The organism is Leclercia sp. UBA1284 (genome assembly GCF_002308415.1).
In the GTDB taxonomy this organism is placed as follows: domain Bacteria; phylum Pseudomonadota; class Gammaproteobacteria; order Enterobacterales; family Enterobacteriaceae; genus Enterobacter; species Enterobacter pneumoniae.
The window spans coordinates 186,137-203,403 of record NZ_DBUS01000007.1 but is presented as its reverse complement, the minus strand read 5'-3'; the positions used below and the strand labels follow the sequence as shown (position 1 = coordinate 203,403).

The 17,267-nt window shown below is 54.5% G+C and carries 17 protein-coding genes and 1 other annotated feature; of the genes, 10 read left to right on the top strand and 7 right to left on the bottom strand.

Going from position 1 to position 17,267, the window contains the following annotated elements; translation table 11 throughout:
- Positions 1–7 precede the first annotated feature (7 nt).
- On the bottom strand, positions 8–724 hold the full coding sequence (gene arcA / locus B3511_RS15650; protein ID WP_040077250.1) for a two-component system response regulator ArcA: 717 nt from the start codon (positions 722–724) through the stop codon (positions 8–10).
- 95 nt (positions 725–819) lie between these two features.
- On the opposite strand from arcA, the gene yjjY reads away from it, so the two are divergent.
- The 7 genes from yjjY to B3511_RS15615 all read left to right on the top strand — a co-directional run bounded on the left by yjjY (position 820) and on the right by B3511_RS15615 (position 7,594).
- On the top strand, positions 820–960 hold the full coding sequence (gene yjjY / locus B3511_RS15645; protein WP_085938930.1) for a protein YjjY: 141 nt from the start codon (positions 820–822) through the stop codon (positions 958–960).
- Positions 961–1,358: 398 nt separating this feature from the next.
- Entirely contained in the window at positions 1,359–2,045 is a 687-nt protein-coding gene (locus B3511_RS15640; protein WP_286783746.1) for a tRNA/rRNA methyltransferase, read from the top strand.
- A gap of 212 nt (positions 2,046–2,257) precedes the next feature.
- The gene (gene thrL / locus B3511_RS15635) at positions 2,258–2,326 is read left to right on the top strand and encodes a thr operon leader peptide (protein WP_072039575.1); all 69 of its coding nucleotides are present in this window, start codon (positions 2,258–2,260) and stop codon (positions 2,324–2,326) included.
- Positions 2,265–2,382, top strand: a sequence feature (Thr leader region). It overlaps the preceding gene by 62 nt.
- A 24-nt stretch (positions 2,383–2,406) precedes the next feature.
- The gene (gene thrA, locus B3511_RS15630) at positions 2,407–4,869 is read left to right on the top strand and encodes a bifunctional aspartate kinase/homoserine dehydrogenase I (protein ID WP_286783745.1); all 2,463 of its coding nucleotides are present in this window, start codon (positions 2,407–2,409) and stop codon (positions 4,867–4,869) included.
- Between the two features lies 1 nt (position 4,870).
- On the top strand, positions 4,871–5,800 hold the full coding sequence (gene thrB, locus B3511_RS15625) for a homoserine kinase (protein ID WP_286783744.1): 930 nt from the start codon (positions 4,871–4,873) through the stop codon (positions 5,798–5,800).
- A 3-nt stretch (positions 5,801–5,803) separates the two neighbouring features.
- A complete protein-coding gene (gene thrC / locus B3511_RS15620; RefSeq protein ID WP_286783743.1) occupies positions 5,804–7,090 on the top strand; it encodes a threonine synthase in 1,287 nt (428 codons plus the stop codon).
- Positions 7,091–7,303: 213 nt separating this feature from the next.
- Positions 7,304–7,594, top strand: a complete 291-nt coding sequence (locus tag B3511_RS15615; protein ID WP_286783742.1) for a DUF2502 domain-containing protein — start codon at positions 7,304–7,306, stop codon at positions 7,592–7,594.
- 31 nt (positions 7,595–7,625) lie between these two features.
- Here the strand turns inward: B3511_RS15615 and yaaA are convergent, their stop codons facing one another.
- Entirely contained in the window at positions 7,626–8,399 is a 774-nt protein-coding gene (yaaA, locus tag B3511_RS15610; RefSeq protein WP_286783741.1) for a peroxide stress protein YaaA, read from the bottom strand.
- Between the two features lie 66 nt (positions 8,400–8,465).
- A complete protein-coding gene (locus B3511_RS15605; protein ID WP_286783740.1) occupies positions 8,466–9,896 on the bottom strand; it encodes an alanine/glycine:cation symporter family protein in 1,431 nt (476 codons plus the stop codon).
- A 260-nt stretch (positions 9,897–10,156) separates the two neighbouring features.
- Between B3511_RS15605 and tal the strand changes: the two genes are divergently transcribed.
- The 3 genes from tal to B3511_RS15590 all read left to right on the top strand — a co-directional run bounded on the left by tal (position 10,157) and on the right by B3511_RS15590 (position 13,244).
- Entirely contained in the window at positions 10,157–11,110 is a 954-nt protein-coding gene (gene tal, locus B3511_RS15600) for a transaldolase (RefSeq protein WP_040077242.1), read from the top strand.
- A gap of 110 nt (positions 11,111–11,220) precedes the next feature.
- Positions 11,221–11,808, top strand: a complete 588-nt coding sequence (gene mog / locus B3511_RS15595) for a molybdopterin adenylyltransferase (protein ID WP_040077241.1) — start codon at positions 11,221–11,223, stop codon at positions 11,806–11,808.
- Positions 11,809–11,930: 122 nt separating this feature from the next.
- Positions 11,931–13,244 carry an MFS transporter gene (locus B3511_RS15590; RefSeq protein WP_046885024.1) on the top strand — a complete coding sequence of 438 codons (1,314 nt, stop codon included), beginning with the start codon at positions 11,931–11,933 and terminating at the stop codon, positions 13,242–13,244.
- Here the strand turns inward: B3511_RS15590 and B3511_RS15585 are convergent.
- The 4 genes from B3511_RS15585 to satP all read right to left on the bottom strand — a co-directional run bounded on the left by B3511_RS15585 (position 13,219) and on the right by satP (position 17,012).
- Entirely contained in the window at positions 13,219–14,343 is a 1,125-nt protein-coding gene (locus B3511_RS15585) for an ABC transporter substrate-binding protein (protein WP_286783739.1), read from the bottom strand. The two genes, B3511_RS15590 and B3511_RS15585, sit on opposite strands and share 26 nt — an antisense overlap.
- Positions 14,344–14,368: 25 nt before the next feature.
- Complete coding sequence (locus B3511_RS15580; RefSeq protein WP_414671880.1) at positions 14,369–15,145, bottom strand: ABC transporter ATP-binding protein; 777 nt, start codon at positions 15,143–15,145, stop codon at positions 14,369–14,371.
- Positions 15,142–16,215 (bottom strand): FecCD family ABC transporter permease, encoded by a 1,074-nt coding sequence (locus tag B3511_RS15575; protein WP_286783738.1) that lies wholly within the window; start codon positions 16,213–16,215, stop codon positions 15,142–15,144. The genes B3511_RS15580 and B3511_RS15575 overlap by 4 nt, the downstream gene beginning before the upstream one ends.
- 230 nt (positions 16,216–16,445) lie before the next feature.
- Positions 16,446–17,012 (bottom strand): acetate uptake transporter, encoded by a 567-nt coding sequence (gene satP / locus B3511_RS15570; RefSeq protein ID WP_286783737.1) that lies wholly within the window; start codon positions 17,010–17,012, stop codon positions 16,446–16,448.
- Positions 17,013–17,267: the final 255 nt, after the last annotated feature.

The following is a 17,267-nucleotide window of genomic DNA, read 5'->3' as shown; positions in this document are numbered from 1 at the left end:
GGCTGGATTATTCCTGCAAATCACCGCAGAAACGGTAACCTTCACCGTGGATAGTGGCGATGATTTCCGGGGTATCCGGCGTGGATTCGAAATGTTTACGAATGCGACGAATAGTGACATCGACGGTACGGTCGTGCGGCTTCAGCTCACGGCCGGTCATTTTCTTCAGCAGTTCTGCACGAGACTGAATTTTGCCCGGATTTTCGCAGAAGTGCAGCATAGCGCGGAACTCACTGCGTGGCAGTTTATACTGATCGCCATTCGGGCTAACCAGGGAGCGGCTATTGATATCTAATTCCCAACCGTTGAACTTGTAGCTGTCTACGCTGCGGCGCTCTTCGCTGATTGTGCCCAGGTTCATGGTACGGGACAGCAGGTTGCGCGCACGAATGGTCAGCTCGCGAGGGTTGAAAGGTTTGGTGATGTAGTCATCCGCACCGATCTCCAGGCCGAGGATTTTATCCACTTCATTGTCGCGGCCTGTCAGGAACATCAGCGCCACGTTCGCCTGCTCACGCAATTCGCGCGCCAGCAGAAGGCCGTTTTTCCCGGGCAGGTTGATGTCCATAATAACCAGGTTGATATCATTTTCAGAAAGGATCTGATGCATCTCTGCGCCATCGGTCGCTTCAAAGACATCGTAGCCTTCTGCTTCGAAAATGCTCTTTAACGTGTTGCGTGTTACCAACTCGTCTTCAACGATAAGAATGTGCGGGGTCTGCATGTTTGCTACCTAAATTGCCAACTAAATCGAAACAGGAAGTACAAAAGTCCCTGACCTGCCTGATACATGTCGCAAATTAACATGACCGGCGTAACGTGACTAAAGTACGTAATTGCGTTCTTGATGCACTTTCCATCAACGTCAACAACATCATTAGCTTGGTCGTGGGTGCTTTCCCTCTGGACCCGACAGTGTCAAAAACGGCTGTCATCCTAACCATTTTAACAGCAACATAACAGGCTAAGTGACACCGGACACCCAATAAAACTACGCTTCGTTGACATATATCAAGTTCAATTGTAGCACGTTAACAGTTTGATGAAATCCTCGTAGCGGATTGCTAGCCTTTGTCACAAATTTTCAATAAACCAACTAGTTGCGCTGATTGATTGATAAACGAGGCGAATCCAATGTCCTGCAACATCTTGTAATGATATTATCATTAATAAACATGAGGATAACCAGCTTTTTTTAACATTATCGCTGAAGTTTCGTTCATAAATAGTTTAGCGATTTTAATTTGTTATGAAACGCTATTTCGGTGATTCGTGTTGCAATTTTGTAAATTCGTGCTGCGTAATATGTTGATGGACATCACAATTTTACGCGCTAACTGCCTAAAAAGAGAGCATTAATGCATTTGTCTATCGTGCTGGTCGCCCCGGCAAGAGCGGAAAATATCGGCGCTGCCGCACGCGCTATGAAGACCATGGGGTTTACCGATCTGCGCATCGTAGCCAGCGAAGCGCACCTGGCAGAGGGTGCCCGTCGCGTTGCCCATGGTTCGGGGGAAATACTCGATAATATAACTACTTACGAAACGCTTGAAGCCGCGCTGCACGATGTTTCCTTTACCGTCGCGACCACCGCACGCAGTCGTTCAAAATTCCATTACTATGCGACGCCCGCCGAACTGGTGCCGCTGATGCAGGAAAAAAGCCAATGGATAAATCGGGCGGCGCTGGTCTTTGGAAGGGAGGATTCGGGTCTCACTAATGAAGAACTGGCGCTCGCCGATGTGCTGACAGGGGTGCCTATGGTGGCCGATTATCCTTCACTCAATTTGGGGCAGGCGGTGATGGTTTACTGTTATCAATTAGCTTCCCTAATGCAAATTCCCGCAGCGCCTATCGACCAGGCAGATGAAAATCAGCTTCAGGCATTGCGTGCCAGGGTAGAACGTCTTTTATCGACGCTGAATGTGGCAGATGATCAAAAAATGGCTGACTGGATAGCCCAGCGCATTGGCTTGCTTGAGCAACGAGACACGGCAATGTTGCACCGATTGCTGCACGATATTGAAAAAAAACTGGCAGAGTAAAATTCTGTTATCACTTTTTGTTATGGATAAAGCTCCGGGTTTGGGGAGGTATTTCGGTCCGATCCGGAATGAAATAAACCCCTCAGCAGCGAGACGTAAAAGCTCCCTGTCAGGGGCTTAAAATAGAAATTCGTTGACTTAGCCGCCCGGATACTTTAACCAATATAGGGATACAGCACAGACAGATAATAATTACAGAGTACACAACATCCATGAAACGCATCAGCATCACCACCATTACTACAACCACCATCATTACCACAGGTAACGATGCGGGCTGACGCGTACAGGAAAAACAGAAAAAAGCCCGCACCTGAACAGTGCGGGCTTTTTTTTCGGCCAAAGATCATGAGGTAATACCATGCGAGTGTTGAAGTTCGGCGGTACATCAGTGGCAAATGCAGAACGTTTTCTGCGGGTTGCCGACATCCTGGAAAGCAATGCCAGGCAGGGGCAGGTAGCAACGGTGCTCTCTGCCCCGGCCAAAATTACTAACCATCTGGTGGCGATGATTGAAAAAACCATCGGTGGCCAGGACGCGCTGGCGAATATCAGCGACGCCGAACGCATTTTCGCCGAGCTGTTGCAGGGCCTGGCCGATGCCCAGCCCGGTTTTCCCCTCGCGCAACTGAAAGCGTTTGTTGAGCAAGAGTTCGCGCAGATCAAACACGTACTGCATGGTATCAGCCTGTTAGGGCAATGCCCGGACAGCATCAATGCGGCGCTCATCTGCCGCGGTGAAAAACTCTCTATCGCTATCATGGCAGGCGTACTGGAAGCGCGTGGCCATAACGTCACCGTGATCGATCCGGTGGAAAAGCTTCTCGCCGTAGGTCACTACCTCGAATCTACCGTTGATATTGCCGAATCAACCCGTCGTATCGCAGCAGGGAAAATTCCTGCCGACCACATGATCCTGATGGCGGGCTTCACCGCCGGAAATGAGAAAGGCGAGCTCGTCGTGCTGGGGCGTAATGGTTCTGATTACTCTGCCGCGGTACTGGCCGCCTGCCTGCGCGCCGACTGTTGTGAGATCTGGACTGACGTCGATGGGGTCTATACTTGCGATCCGCGCCAGGTGCCGGATGCGCGCCTGCTGAAGTCAATGTCTTACCAGGAGGCGATGGAGCTCTCCTACTTCGGCGCCAAAGTGCTCCACCCGCGTACCATCTCTCCGATTGCCCAATTCCAGATCCCCTGCCTGATTAAAAATACGGGTAATCCGCAGGCACCTGGCACGCTGATTGGGGCGAGCAGCGATGAAGATGGCCTGCCGGTGAAAGGCATTTCTAACCTGAACAACATGGCGATGTTCAGCGTCTCTGGCCCCGGAATGAAAGGTATGGTCGGGATGGCGGCCCGCGTGTTTGCCGCCATGTCGCGCAATGGCATCTCGGTGGTACTGATCACCCAATCCTCTTCTGAGTACAGCATCAGTTTTTGCGTCCCTCAGAGCGACTGTCTGCGTGCACGCCGGGCGCTGGAAGAGGAGTTCTATCTGGAGCTGAAAGAGGAGTTGCTTGAGCCGCTCTCCATTCAGGAGCGTCTGGCCGTTATCTCGGTTGTAGGCGATGGCATGCGTACCCTGCGCGGCATCTCCGCGAAGTTCTTTGCCGCACTGGCTCGCGCCAATATCAACATCGTGGCCATTGCGCAGGGCTCTTCTGAGCGTTCAATCTCCGTGGTGGTGGATAATGACGATGCGACGACCGGTGTGCGCGTTACCCACCAGATGCTTTTCAACACCGACCAGGTGATCGAAGTGTTCCTGATCGGTGTAGGCGGCGTCGGCAGCGCGCTGTTGGAGCAGGTCAAGCGCCAGCAGACGTGGCTGAAGAACAAACATATCGATCTGCGCATCTGTGGCGTGGCGAACTCAAAAGCGCTGCTGACCAACGTGCATGGCCTGAATCTGGAAAACTGGCAGACTGAACTGGCCGAAGCCAAAGAGCCCTTTAACCTTGGGCGCCTGATCCGCCTGGTGAAAGAGTACCATCTGCTGAACCCGGTCATTGTCGACTGTACGTCGAACCAGGTCGTCGCCGATCAGTACGCCGACTTCCTGCGCGAAGGCTTCCATGTGGTCACCCCGAACAAAAAAGCCAACACTTCGTCGATGGCCTATTACCATCAACTGCGCCACGCAGCGGCAAAATCGCGACGCAAATTCCTTTACGATACCAACGTCGGGGCAGGGCTGCCGGTTATCGAAAACCTGCAAAACTTGCTGAATGCCGGCGATGAACTGCAACGTTTCTCCGGGATCCTCTCAGGCTCGCTCTCGTTCATTTTCGGTAAACTCGACGAGGGCATGAGCCTCTCTGAAGCTACCCGATTAGCCCGTGAGATGGGCTACACCGAGCCGGATCCGCGTGATGATCTTTCTGGTATGGATGTGGCGCGTAAGCTGCTGATCCTTGCCCGTGAAACCGGGCGTGAACTGGAGTTGAGCGACATAGTGATCGAACCTGTGCTACCCGCATCCTTCGATGACAAGGGCGACGTGGCTGACTTTATGAGCCGGTTGTCGCAGCTGGACGATCTCTTTGCTGCTCGCGTAGCGAAAGCCCGTGATGAAGGTTGCGTATTGCGCTATGTTGGCAATATCGAAGAGGACGGCGTCTGTCGCGTGAAGATTGCAGAAGTGGACGGTAACGATCCGCTGTTCAAAGTTAAAAACGGCGAAAATGCGCTGGCATTTTACAGTCACTATTATCAGCCATTGCCGTTAGTGCTTCGCGGTTATGGCGCAGGGAATGATGTGACAGCGGCGGGGGTGTTTGCCGATCTGTTGCGTACCCTGTCATGGAAGTTAGGAGTTTAAGATGGTTAAAGTTTATGCCCCGGCTTCCAGCGCCAATATGAGCGTCGGGTTTGATGTTCTGGGGGCGGCTGTTACGCCAACCGAGGGCTCTCTGTTGGGCGATATCGTCACTGTCGAAGCGGCTCAGACGTTTAGCCTGCAAAATGTAGGGCGTTTTGCCAGCAAGCTGCCAACGGAACCGCGTGAAAACATTGTTTACCAGTGCTGGGAACGTTTTTGTCAGGAGATAGGGAAAACCGTTCCGGTGGCCATGACCCTTGAAAAGGGGATGCCGATTGGCTCAGGTCTGGGCTCCAGCGCCTGCTCCGTCGTTGCGGCCCTGGTCGCGATGAACGAACACTGCGGCAAACCGCTGAATAACAACCGTCTGCTGGCGCTGATGGGCGAGCTGGAAGGACGCATCTCTGGCAGCATTCATTACGACAACGTGGCCCCTTGCTTCCTGGGCGGCATGCAGTTGATGATTGAAGAGAATGGCATCATCAGTCAGCAGGTCCCCGGCTTTGATGAGTGGCTATGGGTGCTGGCCTATCCGGGCATTAAAGTTTCGACCGCCGAAGCGCGTGCCATTCTGCCGGCGCAGTATCGTCGCCAGGACTGTATCGCGCATGGTCGTCACCTGGCAGGCTTCATTCATGCCTGTTATACCCGTCAGCCTCAACTGGCGGCGAAATTGATGAAAGACGTAATAGCCGAGCCGTACCGCACCAGGCTGCTACCAGGGTTTAACGAGGCGCGTAGCGCCGCCCTGGAGATCGGCGCGGTCGCGTGCGGTATTTCCGGCTCCGGTCCGACGCTGTTCGCACTGTGCGATAAGCCGGATACCGCGCAGCGCGTCGCGGAGTGGCTGGGTAAAAATTACCTGCAAAATCAGGAAGGCTTTGTTCATATTTGCCGTCTGGACACGGCGGGCGCACGAGTACTGGGATAATCGATGAAACTCTACAATCTTAAAGATCACAATGAGCAGGTCAGCTTCGCGCAGGCGGTGACTCAGGGGCTGGGTAAAAACCAGGGGCTCTTCTTTCCGCACGATCTGCCGGAATTTAGCCTGACCGATATTGATGCGATGCTGGAGATGGATTTTGTCAGCCGCAGCACCAAAATTCTCTCCGCGTTTATTGGCGACGAAATTCCGCAGGAGCTGCTGGAAGAGCGCGTTCGCGCGGCGTTTGCCTTCCCGGCGCCGGTGAGCCAGGTGGAGCCGGACGTAGGGTGCCTGGAGCTGTTCCACGGCCCGACCCTGGCATTCAAAGATTTTGGCGGCCGTTTTATGGCCCAGATGCTGACGCACATCAGCGGCGACAAGCCGGTAACCATCCTGACCGCGACCTCCGGTGATACCGGTGCGGCCGTGGCGCATGCGTTTTATGGTCTGAAAAACGTCCGCGTAGTCATTCTCTATCCACAGGGTAAAATCAGCCCACTGCAGGAAAAACTGTTCTGCACCCTCGGCGGCAATATTGAAACCGTTGCTATCGACGGGGATTTCGATGCCTGTCAGGCGCTGGTAAAACAGGCCTTCGATGACGAAGAGCTGAAAACGGCGCTGGGCCTGAACTCGGCAAACTCCATCAACATCAGCCGTCTGCTGGCGCAGATCTGTTACTACTTCGAAGCCGTGGCGCAGCTGCCGCAGGAAGCGCGTAATCAGCTCGTGGTCTCTGTTCCGAGCGGTAACTTCGGCGACCTGACGGCAGGCCTGCTGGCAAAATCGCTCGGGCTGCCGGTGAAGCGCTTTATCGCCGCCACCAACGCCAACGATACGGTGCCGCGCTTCCTGAAAGAGGGCAAATGGACGCCAAACGCGACGCAGGCGACGCTCTCGAATGCGATGGACGTTTCCCAGCCTAACAACTGGCCACGCGTGGAAGAGCTGTTCCGTCGCAAGATCTGGCGTCTGGGCGACCTGGGCTACGCCTCTGTCACCGATGAAACCACTAAAGAGACCATGCGCGCACTGAAGCAACTGGGATACACCTCCGAGCCGCACGCGGCGGTGGCATATCGCGCCCTGCGCGATCAACTGAACCCGGGTGAATATGGTCTGTTCCTTGGCACGGCGCATCCGGCGAAGTTTAAGGAGAGCGTGGATGAAATTCTGGGTGAATCGCTGCCGTTGCCAAAAGAGCTGGCGGATCGTGCCGATTTACCGCTGCTCTCCCACACGCTGCCGGCAGACTTTGCCGAGCTGCGTAAGTTGATGATGACGCGCGCGTAAAAGCCCTTAGCAGTGACACAGGCCCGGAAAGGCGAGATCGCCGCCGGGCTTTTTTGTGAAGAAATTATGGAGAAAAATAGCAGTAAAAAAGCAGAAATTCCCAATAAATGCGGTAACTTACAGAATAGGATTGCAGAGAATAACGCCCTCTTAACTCCTCGCGTAATCTCCTTACATCGGCCCACGCTGGGCAAGCTGAATAAGGAGTCACCCATGTCTACACTGAAACCTGCTCTCATCGCACTTTCACTGATGCTGGTCGCTCCCATGGCGGTACAGGCATCGGAAATCACGCTGTTACCTGCGGTAAAACTGCAGATTGGCGATCGGGATAATCACGGACACTACTGGGATGGCGGCCACTGGCGCGACCATAGCTGGTGGAAGTCACATTACGAATGGCGTGATAACCGCTGGCGCGCCCATGACGCTCATCATGACCGCCATGACCACCATGACCACCGGGACGATCGCCGTCCGGGACCGGGCTGGAAGCACCACTAACAAGAACCCCGCCTGATGGCGGGGTTTGTTATTACTGCTCGTGACGCTTAAAGACTAACTCACCGTTTTCTGAAGTTTCTTCATCGAAGAAGTACCCTTCGCTATTAAACGCGGTCAGCTGTTCCGGTTGTGTCAGGCGATTTTCAATGATGTAACGGGTCATCAGCCCACGGGCTTTTTTGGCGTAGAAGCTAATGACTTTAAACTTGCCGTTCTTCTCATCAAGGAAGACCGGTTTGATGATCCCGGCATTCAGTAGTTTTGGCTTCACTGATTTATAGTATTCGTCAGAGGCCAGGTTAATGACGACGTTATCGCCTTGCTCTTTAAGCGCGTCATTCAGCGTCTGGGTAATGGTCTCGCCCCAGAAATGGTAAAGATCTTTGCCTTTCGCATTCTCCAGACGAATACCCATCTCCAGACGGTAGGGCTGCATCAGATCCAACGGGCGCAGCACGCCATACAGACCCGAGAGCATGCGCAGGTGCTTCTGTGCAAAATCGAAGTCAGCTTCGCTAAATGTTTCCGCCTGCAGACTGGTGTAAACGTCACCTTTAAAGGCGAGAATCGCCTGGCGGGCGTTAGCCGGTGTGAAATCGGGATGCCAGTCGTGGAAGCGGGTAGCATTTAAATCCGCCAGTTTATCGCTGATACTCATCAGCTTCGCGATTTGCGGGGCATTGAGTTTGCGCGCTTCGCGAATCAGTTGTTGTGAGTAATCCAACAGCTCAGGCTGGGTATAGCGCTCGGTGGCAAGCGGGCTCTGGTAATCGAGCGTTTTGGCAGGTGAAATCAGAATCAGCATATCCAGTCCTTGCGGGAAATTTGGTGCGATTTTATCAAATAAACCGTTACGGTTGATCAATAGCTGTTATTGACGCGGCAAATCATCCCAGGCACCGGGGGCGATTTGCGCCTCGATGTCCGGGTAGCGGGCTGCATCAAAGACGGGCTGGATGCCAAGCTTCCGCTGGCGCAGATAATCCCGGGCGATGAGCAGCACTACCGGCGAGAGCAGGAGGATAGCGGTCAGGTTGGTGATCGCCATCAGCGCCATGATCACGTCAGCCAGCTGCCAGACCAGTGGCAGGCTCAGTAACGATCCCATCACCACCATGGCGACTACACTGCCGCGCAGCAGCCAGCGCGATTTGCCGGCCGTGGGGTGGAGAAAGATTAAGTTATTCTCCGCATAGATATAATTCACCACGATGGAGCTAAAGGCGAAGAGGATGACAATCAGCGCCACGAAACCAGCGCCCCAGCCGCCGGCGAGGTTCATGAGCGCCTGCTGTACCAACTGGATACCAGCCACGTTCTGCTCATCATCAACAGGCCCGGCCAACAACACAATCATTGCGCTGGCGGTACAGATAACCAGGGTATCCACAACAACGCCAATCATCTGCACGATCCCTTGCGCAGCCGGATGCGGTGGCCAGGAGGCGGCAGCCGCAGCGGCATTGGGGGTAGATCCCATCCCGGCCTCGTTTGAAAACATGCCGCGCTGGAAACCCGCAGCCAGCGCCTGGCTCAGGGTATAGCCCATTACTCCGGCGCCCGCTTCGCGCCAGCCGAAGGCGCTGTTCATGATAAGCGTGAAGATATCGGGTAGTTGCTCAATATTGAGCGCGCTCACCACCAGGCTGGCCGCTACCCACAGCAGCGCCATGACCGGCACCATCCACTGCATTATGCGGCCAACCCCTTTAATACCGGTGACAATCACCAGCAACGTCGCCATTGCCATCACGCTGCCGGTGAGAATTTCCGGGCAATCAAAGGCAAAGCGCAGGGCGTGGGAGACTGAGTTAGCCTGTACGGTGTTAAAAATCAGCCCATAGGCGATGAGGAGAAAGATGGAGAACAGCACGCCCATCCAGCGCATACCCAGGCCGCGAGCCATATACCAGGCCGGGCCGCCGCGAAACTGTCCCTGCTTGTCCGGCTCTTTATACAACTGAGCCAGCGAGCATTCGGCAAAGGCGGTGGCCATCCCGAAGAGCGCGGTGACCCACATCCAGAAAACGGCGCCAGGGCCACCGACGCTGATGGCCAGCGCCACGCCGGTAAGATTACCGCTGCCGACGCGCGCCGCCAGGCTCGTACAGAGTGCCTGAAATGAGGTTAATCCCCCCGGCTGCGGGGAGAGGCTGTTTTTCAGACTTTTTCCGAGGTAGCGAAAGGCGCGAAATTGAATAAAACCGCATCGAAAGGTGAACCAGATACCTGCCGCAGAAAGCAGGTAGATCATCACCGAACCCCAGAGAATTTCATTAATAAAGGATAAGAAATCAGGCATTAACGTCCCTCTTGTTGATGCCGAAGTGCATAGATAAGGGCTATGACTGATTGAACAACCAGGCCATTGGCGAGCAGATAATCTCTTGAGTTTATCATACTCTCCGTAAGCGCATTGTCTGCGGTTGCGCTGTCATTCCGTCGTGTTATCATCAGGGCAGACCGGTTACATCCCCCTAACAAGTAAACCTGTCATTTTTCCGTTTCTGGCATCCTGCCGGTTACGCGAATTATCCAGGGCAAGTAAAGAGAAACACTATCATGACGGATAAATTGACCTCCCTTCGTCAGTTCACCACTGTCGTAGCTGACACCGGAGATATCGCGGCAATGAAGTTGTATCAGCCGCAGGATGCCACCACCAACCCTTCTCTGATCCTTAACGCCGCCCAGATCCCTGAATACCGCAAGCTGATCGACGACGCTGTTACCTGGGCGAAAGCGCAGAGCAACGACCGTGCGCAGCAGGTTGTGGATGCCACTGATAAACTGGCTGTTAACATCGGTCTGGAAATCCTGAAACTGGTTCCAGGTCGTATCTCTACTGAAGTTGATGCCCGCCTGTCCTACGACACCGAAGCGTCAATTACCAAAGCAAAACGTCTGATCAAACTGTACAACGATGCGGGTATCAGCAATGACCGTATCCTGATCAAACTGGCTTCTACCTGGCAGGGTATCCGTGCTGCCGAGCAGCTGGAAAAAGACGGTATCAACTGTAACCTGACTCTGCTGTTCTCCTTCGCGCAGGCGCGTGCATGTGCGGAAGCAGGCGTGTACCTGATCTCTCCGTTCGTGGGCCGTATTCTGGACTGGTACAAAGCCAACACCGACAAGAAAGAGTATGCCGCTGCTGAAGATCCGGGCGTGGTTTCTGTTTCTGAGATCTACGAATACTACAAACAGCACGGTTACGAGACCGTCGTTATGGGCGCAAGCTTCCGTAACGTTGGTGAGATCATCGAACTGGCTGGCTGTGACCGCCTGACCATCGCCCCTGCGCTGCTGAAAGAGCTGGCAGAGAGCGAAGGTGCCATTGAGCGTAAACTCTCTTACACCGGCGAAGTGAAAGCGCGTCCAGAGCGCATTACCGAGTCTGAGTTCCTGTGGCAGCACAACCAGGATCCAATGGCTGTAGACAAGCTGGCGGATGGTATCCGTAAGTTTGCTATCGACCAGGAAAAACTGGAAAAAATGATCGGCGATCTGCTGTAATCACTCTGCGTGACCGGGCTCCCGGTCACGCGTCTTCTTTTGTCTCCTGTCTGAATTCCTCCTCTGCGTGTATCATTCACTTCAATCAGTATTGTTTGAATGGAATGAATATGAATACCTTACGCATCGGCTTAGTCTCGATCTCTGACCGCGCCTCCAGCGGTGTTTATCAGGATAAAGGCCTGCCTGCGCTAGAAGCGTGGCTGGGCAGCGCACTGACAACCCCATTTGAAATAGAGACCCGGCTGATCCCCGACGAACAGGCCATCATCGAACAGACACTGTGCGAGCTGGTGGATGAGATGAGCTGCCACCTGGTATTAACCACCGGCGGCACCGGCCCTGCACGGCGCGACGTGACACCGGATGCCACCCTCGCCATCGCCGATCGCGAAATGCCGGGCTTCGGCGAGCAGATGCGACAAATTAGCCTGCACTTTGTGCCGACGGCTATTCTCTCTCGACAGGTTGGAGTGATTCGTAAGCAAGCACTGATCCTTAACCTGCCAGGCCAGCCAAAGTCGATTAAAGAGACGCTGGAAGGGGTAAAAGAGGAAGATGGAAAAGTGGTCGTCGCCGGTATTTTTGCAAGTGTACCGTATTGTATACAGCTGCTGGATGGTCCTTACGTCGAAACCGATCCGCAGGTGATAGCAGCTTTTCGTCCTAAAAGCGCGCGACGCGAAACAATCTCCTGAAATTAGTGCTTTTGTGACATAAGCTGCAGCGCTGATAGCGTGCGGTTGGTTTTTCGGTATAGTAATTTTTTCTTTACGATCGCTGTAAAAATAAATCAACAACACAGATAAACAGGTTCGCTATGTCACATTACACCCGGCCTCTGAATCGTCAGGATTATAAAACGCTTACGCTCGCTGCTTTAGGTGGCGCGCTGGAGTTTTACGACTTCATCATCTTCGTCTTTTTTGCGGCTGTGGTAGGAGAGCTCTTCTTCCCGGCTGATATCCCGGAATGGCTGCGTCAGGTTCAGACCTTCGGCATTTTTGCTGCAGGCTATCTGGCGCGTCCGTTGGGCGGCATTATTATGGCGCATTTTGGCGATCTGGTGGGGCGTAAGAAGATGTTTACGCTCAGTATTCTGTTGATGGCAGTACCGACACTGGCGATCGGTCTGCTGCCAACCTATGCCTCAATGGGTATCGTTGCTCCGCTGTTGCTGCTGCTGATGCGCCTGCTGCAGGGCGCGGCCATTGGTGGCGAAGTCCCCGGCGCCTGGGTGTTTGTGGCGGAACACGTTCCGGCACGCCGCATTGGTATCGCCTGCGGAACCTTAACCGCCGGGTTAACCATAGGGATCCTGCTCGGCTCGGTGGTCGCTACCCTTATCAATACCAGCATGACGCAACAGGCTGTGCATGACTGGGGTTGGCGTATCCCGTTCCTGCTGGGCGGTGCATTTGGCCTGGTGGCGATGTATCTGCGCCGCTGGCTGCAAGAAACCCCCATCTTCCTGGAGATGCAGCAGCGTAAAGCGCTGGCGCAAGAGTTGCCGGTGAAGGCGGTAGTGGTACGTCATAAGCGAGCCGTCGTGGTCTCCATGCTGCTGACCTGGCTGCTCTCCGCCGGTATCGTGGTCGTGATCCTGATGTCGCCCGTCTGGCTGCAAAAACAGTATGGCTTCGCGCCGGCGGTAACCCTGCAGGCCAACAGCATCGCCACGATTATGCTCTGCTTCGGTTGCCTGATTGCCGGCCTGGTGGTGGATCGTTTTGGCTCCAGCGTGACCTTTATTATCGGAAGCCTTTTGCTGGCCGGCTCCAGTTGGACTTTCTATCATCTGGCGGGAGCCCATCCAGAACAGCTGTTCCTGTTGTATGGCACGGTGGGGCTTTGCGTGGGTGTCGTGGGGGCAGTGCCCTACGTGATGGTTCGCGCCTTCCCGCCAGAGGTACGTTTCACCGGCATCTCATTCTCTTATAACGTCTCGTACGCCATCTTCGGTGGCTTAACCCCCATCGCCGTTACGCTGTTAATGGGCGTATCGCCGATGGCACCCGCCTGGTACGTGCTGGCGCTCTCATTGATGGGATTGGGAATTGGTCTCTGGTTACGCGGTGAGCGCCATCAGTTGATGGCGCCTGCGCCGGTTAATGAGGGGTATAGCTCAAAATAATGTTGTCATCCGGAATCTGAGTGAAGCGTGTGATAAGCAGATGATAATCCGCCAGCGGATCCACGTCGGCAAACAGCGTTGGGTAGAAAATTTTACTCAACGCTTCGATGGCAATGATGTTGTAGGGGTTGTTGTAGAAATGATGATACAGCGCCCCGGTATGGCCTTTCTCTACCGCCGGGATACTGCTAACCCCCTGTCGCGCCAGTAACGCCGTGAAGGCCGATTGCACCGCATTCGCCTGTACGTTGTAGCCAAACGGAATGATGGCGGTGCCTTTGCCCGGGCGTTTGGAGCCGGTCATCAGGTAATAGTCAGGGTTCATTGAAATGATCTTTTCTACCGAGACTGTCCCCGTCGCGCCCGGCAGCAGGGCAGAACCGATATTTTCTCCACCAGCAGCCTCGACCAGGCCGCCCCAGCCGTTTCGCGCATGGGTAAAGCAGCAGCCGTTGTCGAGCCCCGCAACACCGGCTATGGGCTCAATAAATACCAGCGGTTTTTTCCCGGCTTTGGCCAGGCGTTGATGGATCTGGTCCAGGCGCTGTTGATAGAAGTCGACATAAGCCTGCGCCCGCTCGGGCTGGCCCAGCACCTTGCCTAACAGAGAAATGCTGGGGCGAGTGTTTTCAACGGGATGTAACTCGTAATCCACAAACACCACGGGCACATGCAGGGCCTCAAGCTGTGTTAAGACTCCGCTCTGGGTCAGAGCGGGTTTGGCCCGCAGTTGAGCAATCATCAGATCCGGCTTACGCGATATGACAGTTTCCAGATCCACATTGCCCTGGTCGGAGAATTTCATGTCGAGGATCCGCTCAGCCTCCGGCCATTTGCGTTTCAAAACGTTCCAGGTTTCGGTGTCCTGTTTTTTGGGCAGATTGTTCCAGGCCACAACTTTGGCGAAGGGGTCTTTAGGTTCCAGCATTGCCAGGGTGAGGATATCCCGACCATCCTGCAATATGATGCGCTGCGGCTCCTGTGGAATGGTCACCGTGCGGTTATCAATATCTTTTACGGTAACGGGCCAGGTTTGTGCCAGCGCCAGTAGTGGCGAGAGCAGTAGCGCTACGCCAAGAAGTGCTTTCTTTATTGCCATGATTTCCCCTGTCTGCAGATTCTAGTTATATCGTTAAACCATCCACTACCACGTGTGGCAGCCCTTGCGAACAATATTCCACCCGGCCTTCTACGCCATATACCGTCGCCAGATTGGCGGGCGTAACGACCTCGTCGGGCCTGCCGCTGGCAATGAGCGCGCCGTTTTTTAACATCGTGGCGTACTCGGCGTGGCGCAGCGCGATGTTGATGTCATGGATAACCACCAGGGTGACGATATTTCGCAGGCGCGTTTCCCGTGCGACGATATCCATGACGTGGAACTGATAATTGAGATCGAGAGCGCTTAAGGGTTCATCCAGCAGCAGCAGATCGGGCTGGCGGATCAGCGACTGCGCCAGACCAATCAGCTGTTTCTGTCCGCCGGAGAGTTGGTCGAGGAAGCTCATGGCCAGGTGAGCAACCCCCAGCTTGTCGAGGATCGCAAAGGCCTCTTGCTCGGCATTACCCTGCTGCTGATATCCGCTGGCGCGGCGCGCCACCATCACCGACTCAAGCGCGTGCAAATGCACTCCTGCAGGCAGCGACTGGGGCAGATAAACGACTTTTTGCGCGCGCTCAGCGCCCGACAAGTGCATCAGGTTTTCGCCGTTGAGTTCAATGCTGCCTTCGGCCGGATTAAGATCGGCCAGCGCGCGCAACAGCGTGGATTTGCCTGAGCCATTGGGCCCCAGCAGGGCAGTGATTTTGCCGCGCGGCAGAAGTGGGGTAGTGAGTCCCTCGATAATGTTCTTTTTACGGTAGCCCGTATGAAGATCGCGAATCAGCAGGCCGTCCATCACAGCGTACCCCGGTGGCGAATGATAATGCTCAGGAAGAAGGGTACGCCGACCAGGGAGGTGACAATGCCCACAGGAATGATGACGCCAGGGACGATATTTTTAGACATCACCGACGCCAGTGACAACACCAGCGCACCAATAAACATGCTGCCCGGCAGATAGAAACGGTGATCCTCGCCAAACATCATGCGTGAAATATGAGGGGCCACCAGGCCGATAAAGCCTACCGGGCCGACAAAGGCCACGGTCAACGCTGAAATGATGCTGATGCGCAGCAAGGTTGTCAGGCGTAGCTGACGAACATTAATGCCAAAGCTCACGGCACGATCTTCACCAAGGCGCAGGGCGGTGAGCTTCCAGGCGTTTTTCAATGACAGCGGCGCGACGACAAGCAGGACCAGTGTCATGATGCCAAGCTTATCCCATGAAGCGCGGGCGAGGCTGCCCATGGTCCAGAAAACCAGCCCTTGTAACGTGTCTTCGCTGGCAACAAATTGCAAAATTGAGATCAGCGCATTAAAGGTAAAGACGAGGGCGATGCCGAAGAGCACCACCCCGGAGGTCGCCACGCGCGTCCAACGGCTAATACCATCGAGAATAAAACAGGCCATCAGGGCAAAGACGAAGGCGTTGACTGAGATAAACCATTGATCCGGTACGCCGGGGATGCCAAGACCAAGCACGATTGCCAGCGCGGCGCCAAACGAGGCGGCCGACGAAACGCCCAGCGTAAAGGGGCTGGCAAGGGGGTTATTCAGGATGGTTTGCATCTCTGCGCCCGCCAGTCCCAGCGCCATCCCGACGACGATCGCCATCAGAGCGAAGGGAAGACGGATATCCCAGACGATAACGCGCGTACCTGCATCGGCGGCATCGGCATGGAATAGCGTATGCCAGAGCGTTGATACCGACATGCCCGAAGGGCCAAGGGTGAAATCAAGCAGCAGCGAGCAGAGTATAAATAGCAGAAGCACGCCCGCGAGTGCGTAGCGGCGTAGCACCACCCGGCGATAGTGGGCGGCAACGGTCGTTTCGTCAGGCTTTACGGCGGCGGCAAGGCTGGAATTCATTGGATAACCTTAAGCAACACAACAAAATCGTCTGTCTCCCACCTTCCTGTTGGTCGTGCTGCCTGATATCCATTATCCGGGAGATACCGGGGGAGGGTATGCAAAGTGATAATGCTTATCAATTCAATGATGGAGTTATTGCTCTTTCATTGATTAATTGTTTGGGTTTTGCTGGAAAAGTAAGCGGGAGAGGAGACGTGCCTGCGAGGGCAGGCACGTTAAAGAGCGGATTAGTGTTTTTCACCAATAGGCAGCACGGTACGACCAAACTGCTCATTCAGCACTTCACCCATCGCCAGGTAGATAGCGCTTGCGCCGCAAACCAGGCCAATCCAGCCCGCGACATGAACGATGCCTTCGTTATCCACGAGATGGCCGATTGCCAGCAGGGCAAACAGGACGGTCAGGCTCAGGAACACAAACTGCAACGCGCGGTTGCTGGTCAGCGTACCGAAGAACATGAACAGGGTGAAGACGCCCCACAGGCCCAGGTAGACACCCAGGAAGTGGCCGTTCGCCGCTTCTGTCAGACCCATTTTAGGCATCAGCAGAATTGCGACCAGCGTCAGCCAGAACGAACCGTAGGAGGTAAATGCCGTTAAACCGAAGGTATTGCCTTTCTTATATTCCAGCAGGCCCGCGAAGATTTGCGCGATACCGCCGTAAAAAATGCCCATCGCCAGGATAATGCCATCCATCGGGAAGAGCCCGATGTTATGCAGGTTCAGCAGGATGGTGGTCATGCCAAAACCCATCAGGCCCAGCGGAGCCGGATTAGCCAACTTAGTGTTGCCCATAAGTCCTCAAAAAAATCATCATTAATATGGTGAAATGGTGAATCCCGCGTCAATTCTCCCTGACGGGGCGCGGCATCATAATGGGCGCTATCGATGCCGTCTATGATCTGATCAGGGTGAAATTAAAATATTTTTTATCCTTCCCCCTTGATGGATGCCGTGGCGACCCCATCTTGTAGTCAACCGCAGTGAGTGGACCTGAAAAAAAACAGATCTGGGCAGTTGAAAAAGCACCTTCTGCCCTTATTACAGGTA

What these genes read in the sequence shown, in the direction of transcription:
- yaaA (WP_286783741.1), bottom strand. Translation starts at nt 8,399, where the DNA reads ATGCTGATTCTGATTTCACCTGCCAAAACGCTCGATTACCAGAGCCCG.
- mog (WP_040077241.1), top strand. Translation starts at nt 11,221, where the DNA reads ATGAATACCTTACGCATCGGCTTAGTCTCGATCTCTGACCGCGCCTCC.
- thrA (WP_286783745.1), top strand. Translation starts at nt 2,407, where the DNA reads ATGCGAGTGTTGAAGTTCGGCGGTACATCAGTGGCAAATGCAGAACGT.
- arcA (WP_040077250.1), bottom strand. Translation starts at nt 724, where the DNA reads ATGCAGACCCCGCACATTCTTATCGTTGAAGACGAGTTGGTAACACGC.
- thrC (WP_286783743.1), top strand. Translation starts at nt 5,804, where the DNA reads ATGAAACTCTACAATCTTAAAGATCACAATGAGCAGGTCAGCTTCGCG.
- satP (WP_286783737.1), bottom strand. Translation starts at nt 17,012, where the DNA reads ATGGGCAACACTAAGTTGGCTAATCCGGCTCCGCTGGGCCTGATGGGT.
- B3511_RS15605 (WP_286783740.1), bottom strand. Translation starts at nt 9,896, where the DNA reads ATGCCTGATTTCTTATCCTTTATTAATGAAATTCTCTGGGGTTCGGTG.
- B3511_RS15575 (WP_286783738.1), bottom strand. Translation starts at nt 16,215, where the DNA reads ATGAATTCCAGCCTTGCCGCCGCCGTAAAGCCTGACGAAACGACCGTT.
- B3511_RS15585 (WP_286783739.1), bottom strand. Translation starts at nt 14,343, where the DNA reads ATGGCAATAAAGAAAGCACTTCTTGGCGTAGCGCTACTGCTCTCGCCA.
- B3511_RS15615 (WP_286783742.1), top strand. Translation starts at nt 7,304, where the DNA reads ATGTCTACACTGAAACCTGCTCTCATCGCACTTTCACTGATGCTGGTC.
- B3511_RS15640 (WP_286783746.1), top strand. Translation starts at nt 1,359, where the DNA reads ATGCATTTGTCTATCGTGCTGGTCGCCCCGGCAAGAGCGGAAAATATC.
- B3511_RS15590 (WP_046885024.1), top strand. Translation starts at nt 11,931, where the DNA reads ATGTCACATTACACCCGGCCTCTGAATCGTCAGGATTATAAAACGCTT.
- thrB (WP_286783744.1), top strand. Translation starts at nt 4,871, where the DNA reads ATGGTTAAAGTTTATGCCCCGGCTTCCAGCGCCAATATGAGCGTCGGG.
- tal (WP_040077242.1), top strand. Translation starts at nt 10,157, where the DNA reads ATGACGGATAAATTGACCTCCCTTCGTCAGTTCACCACTGTCGTAGCT.